Raw genomic sequence first — 16,877 nt, forward strand, 5'->3', positions numbered from 1 at the left:
ATCGTTTCAAGGATTATAATAAGTTGCTCAAAAGCCTAATTGGCTAAAACCGGCGGCGCTGTCAACGCTTCCGGTTTTTTTATTTCAGCAACTCTCATCGGAATTTGTAGCACTACGGCATCACGATTACCCTCCTTCCTTCGATTTTAAAATGAATGGTACCGGTTAATTCAAGTGTGGTTAACAGTTGCGAAATGTCCTTAAACCTTGGTACCGTACCCCCGAAGTTTTGACTTTTCAGATTGCCTTTATAGCTGATATCTACATCATACCAGCGCGCTACCTTACGCATAATGGTTTCGATATTCTCGTTATCAAATTTGAAAAAACCATTTTTCCAGGCGATTACATTTTCTGCATTTACTGCATGAACCCGAAAATTTGATGCGCCGTTGTTTAAAACGCCCTGCTGGTTCGGCATCAGCATAGTGCTGCTGCCATCTTTACTTAACTTTACCGAGCCCTCAAGCAAGGTTGTTTCGATGGTATTTTCATCATTGTAAGCCATTATATTGAAATGAGTCCCTAAAACCTCTACTTTCATTCCCTTGAGCGCTACGCTAAAAGGCTCCTTGTTCTTCGCAACCTGAAAATAAGCCTCACCGGTTAATTCCACTTTTCTTTCTTTACCGCTGAAGGTAGTAGGATATTTTAGTGATGAACCAGCATTGAGCCATACCGCTGTGCCATCGGCCAACGTAAGTTGATATTGACCACCCCGGGGTGTTTCTATAGTATTATAAATAACTGCATTTTGATCTGATGGATCTGTATTGTTTCCATATGCCAATTTGCCATCAGCAGATTTGCTTACTATTGATGCCCCTTCCCTGGATATAATTCCAGTTTGGGTATCGTCAAGATCTAATTTTTTACCATTGGCGAGCGTTAAAACGGCCCGGTTACGGCCGGGTGTTATTTTTGTGTTGATCGAAACAGACTGAACTATTTGATGCTGATCTTTTTTATTCAGCCAAAACCATGTACCGGCGGCAAGGAATACAAGTACAAATGCGGCTGCAACCCAATAGTGGAAATTACTGCGGCGCTTTTTCCCTTCAGCCGATATTTGCGACCGTAGTTTTTTAAGCATCTGCTGCCTAACTTCGTCGGAAGTGCCCATTCCTACCGACCATTGTTTAACAGTCAGCTCGAAATCGTCATGGTAGTTTTCCAGCTGGGTCAATTCTTCAGCGGTACAATATCCCGACGCGCATTTCTCGAAAAGTGCTATAAATTGCTCTTTGGTCATAAATATTTTAATATAATTGGTACAGTGCTCGGCTGTAACGGCTTAATTAAAAGTATAGAGACTTTTTTTAATGCCAAACTCACATACTATTCATATTTTTTTTGCATATTAATTAATGAGATGTGCAAAAGAAACGTCGGTTTTGCGATCCTATGAGTCTCGTGAAACAGTTTAAACCTCAAGTTGTAGACGCACAAATTGTTCAATTTCTTGTCGATTTGTCTCATTTTTTTTGGCAGTGTAAATAATGACTAACCTTTTATCCATGCATTAAAAGCAACAAATCCCCTTTAAAAGTATTCAATTCATGTGTAAAGTAGGTGGGCTCGTATCCATCAGCCCGGGCGAACAACATTAAGCTAGATTAGGACAGGCGAGGCTGAATCAAAAATTTGATTGATTTATTGTTAAATTAGCCTTACCAAATATATGCTTGACAGAAATACCCCCGATGATGAACTATGGGAAGCCATAAAGTTTGGAAGCGTCCCTGCTTTCGAATTGCTTTTCGATCGTTACTGGCAGGCAGTATATACTACGGCTTTTTCTTTTTTAAATGATACGGAAGCGGCGGCTGAAATTGCCAACGATACTTTTTTGAATATCTGGAGAAAGAAAGATACGCTGAGTATTAGCTCATTCAAAAATTACCTGACTACCAGCGCTCGCTATCATACCTATAAGGTACTAAAGGCTAAGAAAAAGATGCGTTTGTCTTATGTGGAAAATTACGACCAACTCCCTGTTTCCGAAATATTGGTGCAAAATGAGGGCGAAGAAAAAATCCGATATCTTAACCTACAGGTGGATATAGAGCATGCTTTACTTAACCTGCCTAAGCGTTGCCGCGAAATTTTCCTTTTAAGTAGGATAACAAACCTTAGCAATGTCGAGATAGCCGAAAGACTCTCCATATCCCAACGAACGGTAGAAAACCAAATATGTATCGCTCAAAAATATCTACAGCATAACATCAAAAACATTGCACTAACATTGCTGCTTGCTGTTATTTTAAAATAATTACTCCCAATTATTTATATAAATTACCTTTCTCTTCCCTGATTATAAATGGACAATCTTTTAAAATATATTCATTCGCTAACTCTATTTTCTGAGGAAAGTTGGGAATTGCTGCAACCTGCATTATCAAAAAAACAGTATAAGAAGAATGAATTTTTACTACATGAAGGACAGATCTGCAATTCTTTATTTTATATTGACTCGGGATACTGTAAAAGTTATTATGAAATTGACGGAGTAAAGAAAAACACAGCGTTCTTCTTTGAGAATGACATCGCAACAAACATCAACAGCTTTGGTAGCGGAGAAAAATCAGAATTTAATATCATTGCTTGTGAACCATTAACAGCCATAATATTTGACAAACAGAAATTATTTGAAGCTGCAAAACAAACAAACGAAATAGAAGCATTAGGACGCAATTGCATACGTCTATTCGCATCAAAACAAGAAGAATTTTCAACCTTGTTCAAACTCTATTCAGCTCAGGAACGCTTAAACTACTTAGAAGTCAACCATCCCGACATGGTGCAAAGAGTTTCACTTTCACAATTAGCATCATTTCTTGGCGTAGCAAGGGAAACATTAAGCAGGATACGAAAACGAAGAACCGCTGTATAATTTTGTGACGATTGTCACAGGATTAGCTCATACATATTTTTGACCTTCGTAAAGAACAAAAATAAATAAGCAAATGTTAAAAGACATGGAGACAAGCAAACAACTATTAAGAAAAATTGACGAGGAAACCAACATCCTGACATGGTTTGAGATTCCTGTATCCGACATTGAAAGGGCAAAAGTTTTCTACGAAACCATTTTAGATATTGAAATGATTAAGAGAACAGATGGAAATGATGAAAGCGTTTTCTTTCCGTATAATCCAAATGTAATCCAGGCAACCTCAGGGAGGGTTACTGGTGTATTATCGAAATCAGAAAGGAATAGCCCCTCATCGCAAGGCACATTAATTTATATCAATGCAAGTCCAAGTATTCAAACAGTCCTTGACAAAGTAGAGCAGGCAGGTGGAAAGATTATTGCACCTAAAATGCAAATTCCCCCAGGATTTATTGCCGTAATTATGGACTCCGAAGGAAACAGAATTGGATTACACGCTGAAAAATAACTAACCATATAAGATTATCCAATTCAGTAACGTTAGTAATTCAAAAACACAATTACTTAGGATAACTAGGGAATAGAATAGGGTAAAATAATTTTCGGATTTTCTCGAACCAAGACGAAGGATAGACGAACCGAAGTCGGCGCAAGAACAGCTACCCTCAGTACCTTTTTAAACCAAAACACTAAATAAAATCATACAAAAGGTTCTTCAAGTATTAGTGTTCCTTCGACTTATCGCTTTTGTAATTGCAATAAATAATTGTGATAGTAAGAAAAATCCAATAAATAAACCAATACAGTTTAAAAGCACTTTATTATATCCAAGGGTATTTACATCAATAAATGGATAAGGATAAAATCCAGATAATGCACCACGAAATAAAACGAAAATAGCATAAACCAAAGGATACAGCAGCCAGGGAAAAGCATTTTTCCATCCCAATCCGCTTTTGGGCGCAAATAAATACCAATACAAAATAAACAGTAATGGAATAACTACATGGAGTAGTTCATCTGCGACTCGTTGAGACCCTTCAGGGGACCACATTTGTCGCAATATTAAATTGTATAACAGTCCTACAACGGTAATGTTAATTGTAGTAGCGGTTAACACACTTGGTCGTGAAAAAAAAATGCCCCAGCGGGAATTCGGTTTCAACAAAAGAACAGTAAGACATAAAGCTACAAGAATATTGGTAAGGATAGTATAAAAACTAAAAAACCTAATGATGGTTTCTGACACTGATTCTACTCTATTAAGAATAATAAGATATAATTGAAGTGCTACAGCGAACCATGTTATTGTCGCACCAATTATTAAAAAAGGTTGCTTTGCTTTTATTTGTTTTTTTTTCATATTAGTTTTGAGAATAGTGTTGTCAAATGCTTTCCGCTAACGTTTTTGGTTTACGTTATGCCAAAAAGAAAACAGAACAGGAAACCCAGTAGAAATTTAGTAAAAAAGTTACGAACTTACAAGTTGCCAGAGGCATAACAAAAACCTATTGTTTGCACCTAAAATGCAAATTCAGCCAGGATTTATTGCCGTAATTATGGATACCGAAGGAAACAGAATTGGATTACACGCTGAAATTTCATGATCTATAAAGAATACCTACCTGCACCCGCTCTTCAGGATAATGTTGAATGCTACTGGAAGTTTATTATTCCTGCCTGTCAATCTGAATCCACTAAACCAATACCACATATTGTTTTACCCCATGGCTGCTGCGAACTGGTTTTCATCAAACTCCTGGCGATCAATCAAGAACTCATTGTATTTAAAGGGACCTCAACATCGAAATTCACGGTGGATGTCTTTCCAGATGCAATATATGCAGGTATCAGGTTAAAACCAGGACACTCTAAATGGCTGTGCGCTGCACCGGTAGAGGAGCTGTTAAATCAACGTTTGCTTTATCCCCCACCCGACTGGCACAGCTGGCAAAAAGACCTTATTGGACAAATTTCGGCAGAGATGGATATCCAGGAACTCCTGAATGCTGCATTATTAGACTGGAAGGGAGAAATCGGTTATCAGCCCCATGAACGGATTAATCTGGTTACAAACAGGATCGTTTCAGACCGGGGTAAGACTTCTATTATCGAACTGGCCGATCTAGCCTGTTTAAGTGTAAGGCAATTACAAAGAGTATTTAAACGGGAAACAGGGATGAGTATCAAGCAATTTTCCCAGATTAAAAAATTAAGGCATGCAATTCTTCAGCTATATTTTAAGCAACAGAATCAAAATGAAATGATCGTTGATCATGATTATACAGACCTTTCACATTTTTATAAATCATTCCGGAATATTGCTCAGTATAAACTAGAAGATTTTTTTAAATACATCGATCTGATAGACCACCAACAAATCGTATAATGTCGTTTTTTTACACTATTTTATTTTCTTCATTTTTCTACCTTCATAAAAAAACAATATGATCAAGGTATTATTAAGCACCCTAATTACTTTTTGTGCGTTAACTGTTTTCGGACAGAACCCTGCTGCTATTCAACAGGAAAAAATGAAAGGATTACAAATCTTCGCCGGCAAATGGAAAGGTGAAGGCTGGATGATTTTGCAGGACGGAAAAAAGCACTTTTTCGATCAGACCGAACTGGTAACTCCTAAATTTGACGGAGGCGTTTTAATGATTGAAGGAAATGGTAATGATAAAGAAAGTAAAAAGCCAATCCATGATGCATTGGCCTACTTAACTTATGATGTCATCAAAAAGCAGTATAGGTTCACTGCAATGACAGGTATGGGCTATATAACCGACACTACGCCGGAAGTAAAGGATAATGGAGGTTATACCTGGAGTATGGATAATCCCAGGTTCATGGTAAAGTACACCCTCGCTATAGATAATGGCGATTGGTACGAAATCGGCGAAATATCCACTGATAAAGGAATCACATGGATAAAAAACTTCGAAATGCGTTTAAAAAAGATCTAATGAACAAGATGGTATCAAAACCAAGGAAAAGCCTGAAATCAAAAGATCTCAGGCTTTTTGCATGTTAAAGAGTTACAATTTCCGTACGAATTCCGATCCTATAAGTGAGTGATTCTGTGAGTAATTTATGGTGCAGTATCCTCTTCTAATGGTCTAAAATACAAACAGGGTGTAATTACAATCATCTGTCATGCGAAACACGCCATTGAGGAAGCTGTCATGGCCAATAATCGTTTTTTCATTACCGTGGCCGCTAAGATTGCTAACGCCCTGAATGTTATCGTGGATTACCTGATCGGCCAATCTGATCATATCATCATGGATAAAAGCTTAATACGCAGAATGGAAGATATTGAAGCCCTGCCCAACGAGGAAAAGGAAAAGGTTTATTACCTGATCGATATGGACCTGGCCTATAATAAAACTAAAAAGGCTTTTGCTCTTTAAACGGTTGGTTAAGATAACCAGCATCCAGAAAAACAAGTTCCGCAGGTTTTGCTGCTTCGCCTCAAACAAAGACAAGTAGTTTTCGGATGCCCAAAAACACAACTTGCAGGTATAAAAAAAACAATAGGCTGCATAAACACTTATGCAGCCTATCAGCTAAACTCACAATACAAGGAACTACTTCTTTACATACCAATTTCCTTTATAGTGTTCAAATAAGGCTAAGTCTTTTGGAGTGGAACTCTTAGATTTCCGAAGTAATGTTGCCCGATCAGGCCTATCTGGGTTTATATAGACATTCCCTTCATTATCAACCTGTACTAAACACAAATCATATTGAGCATATCCCACAAGAACTTGTGTTATTTTCTCTCTACTCATATAGTCTTTACTACAACTTTTTAGAACTAAGTCATTGTTTATGTTAACAATAATTTTGTCGCGGTCATTAAGCTCGACTATATAAGGGGAACATCCCCCCCCATAGCTATTCACAAAATATATTGAGGTATTATTTTCATGCCCCGCACTTCTGAAATATACTGAAAAACCTTTTAAACTACTAAAATCAGTATCATCATATTTTTTAATAATACTATCTACACCTTGCCCATTGCAAGACTGTTGTGAAATTGCCAGAACAAGCAAAGGCAATATTACTCTTATTATTTTTTTCATTTTCATTTAATTGTAACAGGCGATAATTTGCCGTCAGATGATAATGTACGGTATCTTAACAATTGTCTCAACGAGAAATTTACTCCTCGGCCTATAGACAATTGATCGTCTGCAGAGTCGAATTGCGGACGATAGCCGTTTGTGGATGAATTAGCTATACTATTATAATGAGCCGCTGTCTTAAGCACCATTTTAGTAAAACCCAAAGAATAACCTGCAGCTCCCCATAAATAATTTCCAAAGTTCATTTGGTTATGCACATAACCATCACCTTCAGGAATAAAAAGCGTTGATGCTGGTTTACTAAGTGGATCATTACTAGCCCCTGCTTTTTGAAATTCAGCTGGAATAGTAGAATATGAAAAATCTAAAGCACCGCCACCTTTACTTTCCTTGTTCATGAAACTCCACTTACTATCTCGATTTCCTGAACTTAGAGCCCCTGCATTACCTAGCATCTCTGTGATTTTATCAGCACTAACAAAAGTAACTTTATTAATCGTTCCATTCTCAATACCCTTGGTGTCATCAGGGTCTGCAAAATCATATGATTGTCTCTTTCCAGTCTCAGAATTTTCAACTACTAATTTATCCCGTTTGTTATTTCTATCAATTCTTTGAAAATCACCGAATTGGTCAAAAAAATAATCATCCACCGGTTTCATCCCATCTGGATCAATAAATCTGATTGGATTATTGAATGCATAGCTATATGGAGAATGCCTCCTCATTTGTTCAGCGAGCGGGTCTATGACGTTCCACCTCCCAATCACAGGATCATAGAACCTTGCGCCATAATCGAGCTGTCCCAGCTCTTCTTGCAACTCCTTGCCGTTATAAAGATATTTATTTTTTTCACCAAAAACATACTGTCCATCTCTTATCTTTCCAAAAGCATAATAATCCTGTTCTTGTATTCTACGTAAGCCTCCATTGTAAACATCAAAACTATAGCGGGTATTCCCCAAATGATCCGTTAAATTATATTCATAACTAAAACTACCTGATTTGTTCCGGGCTATGCCCTCTTCGGTATGAATGATGTCAATCCGGCTTCCATCGTATTCTATTCCGCGTAGATAATGACGAGCTACACCGTTGTTTGTTTTTGTCAGTTTATTTCCGGATGCATCATAGGTATAGGATAAGTTTAAATTTGCTTTTGTAGCTGTTGCTGGAAGATTCAAATAATTGTAGGTCAAGGAAACCTCCTTTCTTCCATCTGTAATCACATTACCGTTCGGATCATAAATATAAGCCGCAGTAGCCAATGGGCCATTAATGATATTTTGTAACCTATTGCCCAGATAATTGTAAGTTCCCGCACCTAGGTTATCCCGGTCGAGTGTTCTAATATTCCCCATTACATCGTAAGTTAAAACCTCGCTCATCGATACCCCGGTGCTTACCCCACTTTGCAAACGGTTTAAGTGGTCATAACTATAAGTATATACATTTTGATAGCCGTCACCCCATTGCTGACTGGCAATGTTGCCATTATATTGCGGTATAGTACCTTGGTCGTAACCCAGCCGCATTTTAAACTCATTCGACTGGCTTTCTTTTAACCAGCCCCGTTCATTATATAAATAACCCGTATGCTGCAAAAAGGTCTGTCCATCGGTGCTATGTAAGTGTTTGGTTAGCAGTTGCCCAAGTGCATTGTAATCCAGTTTGCTCAATACGACTTCACCTTCTCCATTAATGGATTCCATAGTCGCCACTTTTCTGCCCACATGATCATACTCGTAACGGTTGACAATAGTGGTGGCTGTACCGCCAGGGCTAGCCTTGTGTGTAAGTGTACTGGCTGTAAGCTCTCCTGCAAAACTGTAGGTATTATCGGTGATATCCGTTCCCCCCAGATGGTTACTGACTTTGATCTGAACTACCCTTCCCTCTTCATCATAGTAATTAACTGCCAGTAGCATGATACCCGTACCCAGCGTAGTCGTTCGTGTTCCGGTCAATGAGGTTTTCGTGCGGTTGCCCCCAACCTGTGGTAATACTGGCTGTCCAAAAGTATTATTGTAAAAATCATAATCATCATAATAATTGATGCTATGATAAGTCTGGACATTTGAAACCGGAAGTGTCTCGTTACTGTACCCCGTTCCCAGTCCATTCGCATTGGCATTATCTCGAGTTTCCCATAGAGGTTTGTTTAATGCCAGCTGCCCCGGATCGGTTTGTGCATTTACTGCAGCCTGAAGTGTGGTCCGGTCTGCAGCATCTCCATACAGGCCGGTCATCACCACCCGGCCAGAAGCATCGTATTTACTAAACAACCAGGTATGTTGTTCTTTCTGGTTGGCATCCTGACTAAATACGATTTGATCCAATGGATTATAAACCATAAAGTCCCAGCCCTTTCCAGGGATTTTTTTCTCGGTTAAACGTTTGCGCCCGTCATAATGATAGCCATAAATGAACTGCTTAAACACCTCATCAGCTTCTGTAAAACTATTGACGGGGTTATCCAGACGATCTGTAAACTGATTGACGGCCGGTGGCAATACATAATTCAGATTACCAAGATTATCATACACATAATACGTACTCAGGCTTTTGTTATCCGTTTCCCACACCCTTTTTAAAACGACACGACCTTCCAGATCTTTATATTCGTCTACAGTTCCAGCTTTACCATTTGCTGGTTTCCAGTTTTCATCTTTGCTGGTATTTTTATGCAATCTCCCTGCCGCATAAGTTTCTGTCCCGTTTGCACCGTCAGGCACCACACGCCACAATTTTACATCTCCGGCATCATTGGTTCCGTACTCCATTTTCTGGGTATGGCCATTACTCAGCTGCCAGTTTAACCCGGGCGCCCCCTGTTCCAATACGCGGTTGAATGGTGAAGCTTCAAAACGGGTTTCTGAAAATGCCGTATTTGGTATAGCAGTGACTCCGCTTAACGGGTTGTTGAAGAAAATCTGCTGGGTGCTGATCGCCGAGTTTCTATAACTCCCATTACTACCAGGGGATTCTGGATAGGGCAGATATTTAATGGCTTCCCGGCCAAAACCATCGTAAGCCACAGGCTGTACAATATCACGGAAATCCGGACTACCTTGGGTAATTACAGTTTGAATGGCTCGACCCAATCCATCAAAATACTGAACCGTCTGACTGACATCGCAGATATCCTTGGCATCATTAATATTTGAATTGTTTACGCCAGGAACTTTAAAAACCCGGGTACTCACATAGTTTTGACTGCTACTCGGTGCACCAGCAAATGGAGCACACAGTTTAAAGCTTGCACTGGTAAAAATCCGCACACTCCTTCCTGCGGGAATATAAAAGCCGTTAGCCAATGTAATGCTACCGCTTGCTTTAATTTCCGTTTCGTTGTTATAGCTATTCAAGTACTTGTCCTGACCTTTTAGGCTCAAATTCACTAGCTGTAGACAAAACGCAATTACCATAAATGCCCATCCTGGAGCATTAGCTACTTTATTTTTCATGATATTAAATTTAAATAATCATCATATGTACCATTTGGACTAACTGACATCTCGATGGAACTATACCCACCAACAGGAATATTAAATGTTTCATTTGGCCCTGAATTGGAAGGATAATCAGCCTGGGACTTTGTTGAAACGTATTTTCCACCAGGAACAGTATAAATAACTGCAGACCCAGTCTGACCTGTTATACGGTTTATTTTTATTAAAAGATTAACTAAGAGCAATATTTTAAAATAAATTGCAACCAACCTCTTCTCATTTAAAATTGTAGCGAAATGTTTTAACGATATTGTGATTGTTGTCCTGAATCATTAACAATCTTCCTGAATCATCATATATATAATATTCAGATAGTCCTTTTTCATCGGTTTTACTCGCAATTCCAACTGAAGGAAAATATGTGTAACTTGTTATATTTGATTTTTTCAACAAGGAATGATTTCTTAGCAAATTCATAGACTGAACCAGCAATTCTTCATTAACTATGGGTTGGTTTAATTGATCAATTGTTGATTGCCCTAGAATTCCTAAAACTTCATTATATGAAGCATTCACTATTTGTGCAATTGGATATTGGCCACTATAACCCCATACATATACTACTGCTGGAGAGTTGTCTTTTTTAACTTCCAATGGATTCCCAAACTCATCATAATTTATAATACTATCTTTTAAATTATTTATACCTTTTGCTTCTACTTTTCTTAATTTAAAGAATTTTGAATGCCATTTTTGAAATTCTAACTTTTCAACGTAAATCTCTTCTGAGGGATTATCTTCATAAACCCAATTTGACTTTATCGGTATTGATACAAAATTATCTAAAACCATTTCTGAATTTATACTCGAATATATTTCGTTGGGATAAAAGTATGTTTTCTTCAAAGATGTATTTGAAGTTGATAATATTTCATTTTTTAGATTTTTAAATTTGTCTGTAGTATAATTAAAAATAGTATTATTGATAATTTGTCCAGTTGCATAAAACAGTGTATCTCTAACAATTGATTTTTTCCATAAATTGGTTTTAATTGGTAAAACAAAAATTTTATAGAATGCATGACCTGTTTCTTCATGAGACATTTCTTTATCCCCATATATCGATAAAAAAGTTGTATCCCTTACCAATTCATAATCATGTTTTTTTGATTGAACACAAGCTGAATTATTATCAAATAAGTTTTCAGATAATATCAGTCCATTTCTATAATCCTGTTGACTGGCAAATACAAAATTCTCGTCACCTAAACTAGTAAAAGGATTATTAAAATATTTTGTTACCATCCAATGTTTTCTTCCAGATGTAACATCATGTGTAACTTCTTTAACTTTTGAATAACCAATGCCTTCACGATTTAACGGATTTGGATAATAAGGATCTGAGTGAGCCCAAAGAATGTGATGAAAGCCATTGTTTTCATCCGCTCGAGTAAAGTATTGCCAAAAATGTATTGGACTATGTAAAACACCACTATATTTTTCATAGATAAATTCTCGTTTAGATATTAAGGCATTATCATGGTTATAATTACTCATCATTTTAATTCTAAACCCTGCACCAATACTTTCATCGGAATTTCCTGTATTAGAAATATACTCAGCTTTATTTCTGATGTATCCACCTTGGTAAGTAAAACGATTGGGTTCAAAATCTAAAATTGAATATCCTCCTGTTGGATAAACTATTTTTTTTATCATACCCTGGATGGCATATGAAGAATCAAATGTTCTAATTGCAGTATATCTATCTGAAACAAAATCATCTATTATACTAGGATTATCGAAATAATTTAACGGAGAAGAAGTCACCTTCCTTTGATCAACTAATAAAGTTTGATTGGGTTCTCCATTGAATCCACCCCAATAATCTTTGGCTTTAGAGAAAACATGTGGTAAACCTAGATTTTCAATATATTCAAATAAATACTTTCCATTGTTTAATAGATTTTTCAATTCCATTAGTTTATATTTTTTATAAACTTGTTCATCCGAACCTCCCCAATTACTTGCTAAATGCTTATTAAATTCACCATAAGTAAATTTCCAACTTCCAATTTGTCTATTATTAACTTCATCTTTAATAATGATGTTATCAAGCAAAGGTTTTGGGTCACTAGTCAAATTAAAATATACTGTATTTGAACCAAATCGAATTTCTTTCAAGTAATTTTCGGAGTTATAATAATCATCAAATTCAATAAAAGGATAATTAATTATGTTAAAAGGATCGGGCCTTGTTCCTACTACATAGGTCTGCCAATTTAGCAGATCATTGCTGAGATCTGAATTATTTTTATGCCTAATTGAAGAACTTATGTTAACTTTCTTAAATGAATAATTTTTATCAGTATAAATGAAATCAATAGTTTTCTTATTCTCGAGAATAATTTTTGAAAGTTTCCATGTTTTCTTTTCACCAGTTCCAGCAACAGATAGGGTTTTCACCAGATAATCGGCAACCTTCAACTCAAAAATAACTCCATTTGGCAATGTGAATTCCCACCCATATAACACTTCATTAATTCTAATTGCTGGGTCACCTTTAATAATTTCAATCTTATCAGTAAATGGATTTTTATAAAAAGATCCACTATTGCCAAGTATATTGAAATGAAATAGATCTGGTTGAAATAATTTTCCTTCCGCAATTTCCTCCAAACCTACCGTTAGCTCAGGGTATGTTAAATTTGATAAATTAGGCATATAGTAGGGAGATGTACACCACTCTTGAACCATATGGGCAAGCACTGGATTAATAAACCCCGGATATTGAGGCTTTACCACCAAAAAAGGCCATCCAGCGGAAATAACGCTTGGATCTACTAGCTTATCATATAAAGGTTTGCTGTTTTTCGGATAGGATATTCCATCAGGAGCTCCTTGAATCACCTCCTCTACATAACAATTGGAAACCAAACTCCAATTTAGCCCAACCCATGAGGAAAGCTCATCCACTTTAAGAGATTGGCCACCACTAGTTAAATGAATAGGAAATTCGAAACCATAATATTTAATGGTATAGAGAGGAATATCTAAATTAATGGCGCCCGAGTACCCAGAAGCTTGGATATTACCATACTTAAAAAAAGAATAAGCCTCAGGACTTCGTGGAAGTGGAGAAGGAAATGATGCAGTTTGACACAAAGATTCATTAAGAATCATAGTAAACAAAATCACCATCAAGAGTGATAATTTCATAGATAAAGTGTTGGTTTAGGTGTATTTATCGTTTAATAGTTAGGGATGACTGCACAAAGCAGCTGTCTTTTCAGTCAAACTAAATACTACAGATCAATTATAAAATAACAAAGGGCAACCAACCTGCCCTTTGTTATTTTTCTAATAAAATTTTTGAAATAAGGTTTTTAACTATAAAAGCCTTCCGAGATCAATTAAATGCAACTTTCTTTGATTAAACATACCCGGATAAATATTTATAGCTGAAACCTCGGGGCAAAAAAAATGAACATTGGAAACTCATAACCAAGTATTTTCACTAAAGAATTTTATACAGATGGGCATGAAAATAAAATGAAAGTTATGCTCTACTTCTTAGACATCACCTGAACTCGAAAAGGTGCGGCCATTTTTTCCCGGTAGGCGTTTTAATGATTGAAGGAAATGGTAATGATAAAGAAAGTAAAAAGCCAATCCATGATGCATTGGCCTACTTAACTTATGATGTCTTCAAAAAGCAGTATAGGTTCACTCCAATGACATGAATGGGCTATATGACCGACGCTACGCCGGAAGTAAAGGATAATGGAGGTTATACCTGGAGTATGGATAATCCCAAATTCATGGTAAAGTATACCCTCGCTATAGATAATGGCGATTGGTACGAAATCAGCGAAATATCCACTGATAAAGGAAACACGTGGATAAAAAACTTCGAAATGCGTTTAAAAAAGATCAAATGAACAACCCCGAGGCAGATTTGAAATTTGGGGCCATTTTTCGTTAGTGACTGAAATTTTTGTCAATTTCATTGCGATTAACTTCAAGTAGCAAATGATTAAACTTAAAATACACCGATTTTAAAACTTCAATGTTACTCGCTATAATATCTAAGCCCCTATCATCATACATATGAAAGATGATTTGCTTATCAAGATTAATAAAATAAACTTCCTTACTACCTAAAAACCCATATTTATCGAGTCCAGGTTGCCTAGAAAAGTCTTTATTTGCTATTGCTGTGAAGACACCAATATGGTTGATACTATTTCTTAAAACCTTGATCAATGCGACATTTCTAATATCTAAATTATTCTCTGATTCATATAACCCTCTTACTATATGATATTCAATTTCATCTTCAGTCAATCTCTCTATCTGTTTAAAACAGTAATTTGAGAACCTAAGCTTTCTTCTTTTCCACTTAAAATCAACCAGATATAACATTACACTATCTTTTTCACTAAAAGCTTCCTCGAATAGCTGCTGAGCTCCTAATACTGCCGTATGAAAATATTCATCAGTACCAATTTCGCCACACTGCAAATCAAACCTCAAGCCATATCTCGAATTAAAGAATAATGGAGATCTGATCTTTGAATTATTAAAATGAGCACTCATAAAGTCACTGACTTCTTTTTTTAGTGGATGCATTAATTATAATTGATTGTTCAAATTTGATAGAAGAGTTAAGTACAATGTTCAGCGTTCAATCTCTCCAATTTACTATTTTCAAAATAGGCCTGAAGAATCTGTGCAGTTTTTATATTGAGAATACTTATGTGTAGATTACCATATTGACAAATGCGACCAATAATATTATGTTCAGGATCCGTAAAATACACATAAGGCAATACAGTATTACATCTGGTTAGCCAAGCCAAATGTCTAACAAAAACAGGTATTTGTAACCTGTCAATCCCTAAGGCACCATTAAATTTCCTCCCCACTTTATTTTCCGATAAATAATCTAATGCTTGTTTTGCAGGTTTATAATCACTGTCTCGACAGAGCCATGGGATATCGTCATCGCCAAGGAATATTAAACTATTACAACCTGCCTTTTTAACAATTTTTGAAATTTCAACCCCCAACATTGTGATACGCCCTCTAAAAGTATTGCGGGCAACAGTTAATATATCATAAGAGTAGGCTTCAGGGTAGAAATAAATGTCATTGTCTTTTTCAGCATCATAGACCTTTACAGGGAAGTTTGGATACATCTTTAAACAGTCTTGTCTTGAAATCTTGATTAGCATAATAGTGGCGACTGAATAAGTGGTTTGACAATAGTTTTATCCTTCTCGAATCGTTCAATTATTTACCTGCAGCACATAAAGCAGTTAGATATTTTGAACAAAACTCTCCGGCCAGATAACAGGTTTTAAAGGTATATCTTTAAAAATTAAAAACCACTTAAAGCTAAAGCTTTATATGCCTGGCTCCTTGAAACTAAACAAAGTATTCTAGTTATCGAGCATATTGAATAGCAAATTTTTATTATTTATTTGGTAACACAATATTTAGCCAGGATTAACGTCTTTATATACGAGAGCGTTAATTTAGATGAAGCGGGAATGGTCGGAGATCATTCCCGCTTTCTTATTTACTTAGTAACCGCTGCAGTTATTAATTGATCTATTCGTTTTTTTAATTTCTGAAGCCGTAACGCAAGACAGCAGAACACCCTTAGCGGGGAAAAATTGCCACAAGGTTACTCTGAGGATCGAGGACTGATTTATTTGTGTTCAGATCCATTCTTGTTCCCACATACCAGCTTTGTACCCCACCTCCCTTATAGCCATATTTATTGGGCAGAACGATACCAGCCGACATAACACTATAATTCACATCATTGTCTATCAGGTATTCTTTCTTTCCGGCTTTGAGCAATAAAACGTACATCTCCCCTTCCAGTGGTGGCACCTGAATAAACGCTGTCCACTCTCCCGGTTTAACGTTTCTGGCCAGATATACTACGGAATTGACGTCCGAACCATCCCCGTATGCAACGTCCACAGGCATATCTGCCGGAAAATCAAAATAAAAGGCAATCTGTTCTATATCTGCAATCGCTGCAGGATATTCATATTTCTCACTCAATTTTTTCCCGTCGTAAAAAAAGGTAATAGGCTTCTCGGTCCTGTTGCGCTCGATATTTTGGGTTAGGAGCACTTCGCCCGTACTCTTTTTTCTCAGTTCCATTTTGACCGGGGCCTCACTGTTAAAAGCAATATTACCGTTAAATCTTGCCCAGCCCTGAAATTCACGCAGCTTGACACCATCGAAATACTGTTCCAGTGTATCGCCCATAACGAAACCTTTAAATTCGATGGGACTCAATTTATCAATGGGAAGAACTGCCAATTGCCCGTCCCTTTCACATGATTGCATGGCCAGGCTCAGCATAAGCATCAACACCATTACCATATTATATTTTTGTTTCATATTTTATCT

At 36.8% G+C, this 16,877-nt stretch carries 16 protein-coding genes; 7 read left to right on the forward strand and 9 right to left on the reverse strand.

What is annotated here, in order from left to right; translation table 11 throughout:
• Positions 1-112 precede the first annotated feature (112 nt).
• The gene (locus EZ444_RS00410; RefSeq protein ID WP_131606135.1) at positions 113-1,252 is read right to left on the reverse strand and encodes a FecR family protein; all 1,140 of its coding nucleotides are present in this window, start codon (positions 1,250-1,252) and stop codon (positions 113-115) included.
• A gap of 429 nt (positions 1,253-1,681) precedes the next feature.
• Between EZ444_RS00410 and EZ444_RS00415 the strand changes: the two genes are divergently transcribed.
• From EZ444_RS00415 to EZ444_RS00425, 3 genes are all read left to right on the forward strand, one after another.
• A complete protein-coding gene (locus EZ444_RS00415; RefSeq protein ID WP_131606137.1) occupies positions 1,682-2,272 on the forward strand; it encodes an RNA polymerase sigma factor in 591 nt (196 codons plus the stop codon).
• A 48-nt stretch (positions 2,273-2,320) separates the two neighbouring features.
• Positions 2,321-2,893 (forward strand): Crp/Fnr family transcriptional regulator, encoded by a 573-nt coding sequence (locus EZ444_RS00420; RefSeq protein WP_131606139.1) that lies wholly within the window; start codon positions 2,321-2,323, stop codon positions 2,891-2,893.
• 73 nt (positions 2,894-2,966) lie between these two features.
• A complete protein-coding gene (locus EZ444_RS00425; RefSeq protein WP_205945182.1) occupies positions 2,967-3,401 on the forward strand; it encodes a VOC family protein in 435 nt (144 codons plus the stop codon).
• Between the two features lie 207 nt (positions 3,402-3,608).
• Here the strand turns inward: EZ444_RS00425 and EZ444_RS00430 are convergent, their stop codons facing one another.
• Positions 3,609-4,256 (reverse strand): Pr6Pr family membrane protein, encoded by a 648-nt coding sequence (locus EZ444_RS00430; protein WP_131606141.1) that lies wholly within the window; start codon positions 4,254-4,256, stop codon positions 3,609-3,611.
• Positions 4,257-4,496: 240 nt separating this feature from the next.
• On the opposite strand from EZ444_RS00430, the gene EZ444_RS00440 reads away from it, so the two are divergent.
• The 3 genes from EZ444_RS00440 to EZ444_RS00450 all read left to right on the forward strand — a co-directional run bounded on the left by EZ444_RS00440 (position 4,497) and on the right by EZ444_RS00450 (position 6,309).
• A complete protein-coding gene (locus EZ444_RS00440; RefSeq protein ID WP_131606143.1) occupies positions 4,497-5,282 on the forward strand; it encodes a helix-turn-helix domain-containing protein in 786 nt (261 codons plus the stop codon).
• A gap of 58 nt (positions 5,283-5,340) precedes the next feature.
• On the forward strand, positions 5,341-5,862 hold the full coding sequence (locus EZ444_RS00445) for a hypothetical protein (RefSeq protein ID WP_131606145.1): 522 nt from the start codon (positions 5,341-5,343) through the stop codon (positions 5,860-5,862).
• 219 nt (positions 5,863-6,081) lie between these two features.
• Positions 6,082-6,309 carry an XRE family transcriptional regulator gene (locus EZ444_RS00450; protein ID WP_131606147.1) on the forward strand — a complete coding sequence of 76 codons (228 nt, stop codon included), beginning with the start codon at positions 6,082-6,084 and terminating at the stop codon, positions 6,307-6,309.
• 177 nt (positions 6,310-6,486) lie between these two features.
• On the opposite strand, the gene EZ444_RS00455 is transcribed toward EZ444_RS00450, so the two are convergent.
• The 4 genes from EZ444_RS00455 to EZ444_RS00470 are packed head-to-tail and all read right to left on the reverse strand — an operon-like array spanning position 6,487 to position 13,661.
• Positions 6,487-6,987 (reverse strand): hypothetical protein, encoded by a 501-nt coding sequence (locus EZ444_RS00455; RefSeq protein ID WP_131606149.1) that lies wholly within the window; start codon positions 6,985-6,987, stop codon positions 6,487-6,489.
• Positions 6,988-6,989: 2 nt separating this feature from the next.
• Positions 6,990-10,457 carry a DUF6443 domain-containing protein gene (locus tag EZ444_RS00460; protein WP_131606151.1) on the reverse strand — a complete coding sequence of 1,156 codons (3,468 nt, stop codon included), beginning with the start codon at positions 10,455-10,457 and terminating at the stop codon, positions 6,990-6,992.
• The gene (locus EZ444_RS00465; protein ID WP_131606153.1) at positions 10,454-10,711 is read right to left on the reverse strand and encodes a DUF5977 domain-containing protein; all 258 of its coding nucleotides are present in this window, start codon (positions 10,709-10,711) and stop codon (positions 10,454-10,456) included. Before EZ444_RS00465 ends, EZ444_RS00460 begins: the two co-directional genes overlap by 4 nt.
• 7 nt (positions 10,712-10,718) lie before the next feature.
• Positions 10,719-13,661 (reverse strand): hypothetical protein, encoded by a 2,943-nt coding sequence (locus EZ444_RS00470; RefSeq protein ID WP_131606155.1) that lies wholly within the window; start codon positions 13,659-13,661, stop codon positions 10,719-10,721.
• A 524-nt stretch (positions 13,662-14,185) separates the two neighbouring features.
• On the opposite strand from EZ444_RS00470, the gene EZ444_RS00475 reads away from it, so the two are divergent.
• The gene (locus EZ444_RS00475; protein ID WP_131606157.1) at positions 14,186-14,383 is read left to right on the forward strand and encodes a hypothetical protein; all 198 of its coding nucleotides are present in this window, start codon (positions 14,186-14,188) and stop codon (positions 14,381-14,383) included.
• 40 nt (positions 14,384-14,423) lie between these two features.
• Here the strand turns inward: EZ444_RS00475 and EZ444_RS00480 are convergent, their stop codons facing one another.
• From EZ444_RS00480 to EZ444_RS00490, 3 genes are all read right to left on the reverse strand, one after another.
• Positions 14,424-15,074, reverse strand: coding sequence for a DUF3885 domain-containing protein (locus EZ444_RS00480; protein WP_131606159.1), 651 nt, complete (start codon positions 15,072-15,074; stop codon positions 14,424-14,426).
• Positions 15,075-15,109: 35 nt separating this feature from the next.
• On the reverse strand, positions 15,110-15,643 hold the full coding sequence (locus EZ444_RS00485; RefSeq protein WP_131606161.1) for a hypothetical protein: 534 nt from the start codon (positions 15,641-15,643) through the stop codon (positions 15,110-15,112).
• Between the two features lie 466 nt (positions 15,644-16,109).
• Positions 16,110-16,868 carry a hypothetical protein gene (locus EZ444_RS00490; protein WP_131606163.1) on the reverse strand — a complete coding sequence of 253 codons (759 nt, stop codon included), beginning with the start codon at positions 16,866-16,868 and terminating at the stop codon, positions 16,110-16,112.
• Positions 16,869-16,877: the final 9 nt, after the last annotated feature.

Origin of the sequence: Pedobacter hiemivivus (genome assembly GCF_004331685.1) — a bacterium.
GTDB classification, from domain to species: Bacteria; Bacteroidota; Bacteroidia; order Sphingobacteriales; family Sphingobacteriaceae; genus Pedobacter; species Pedobacter hiemivivus.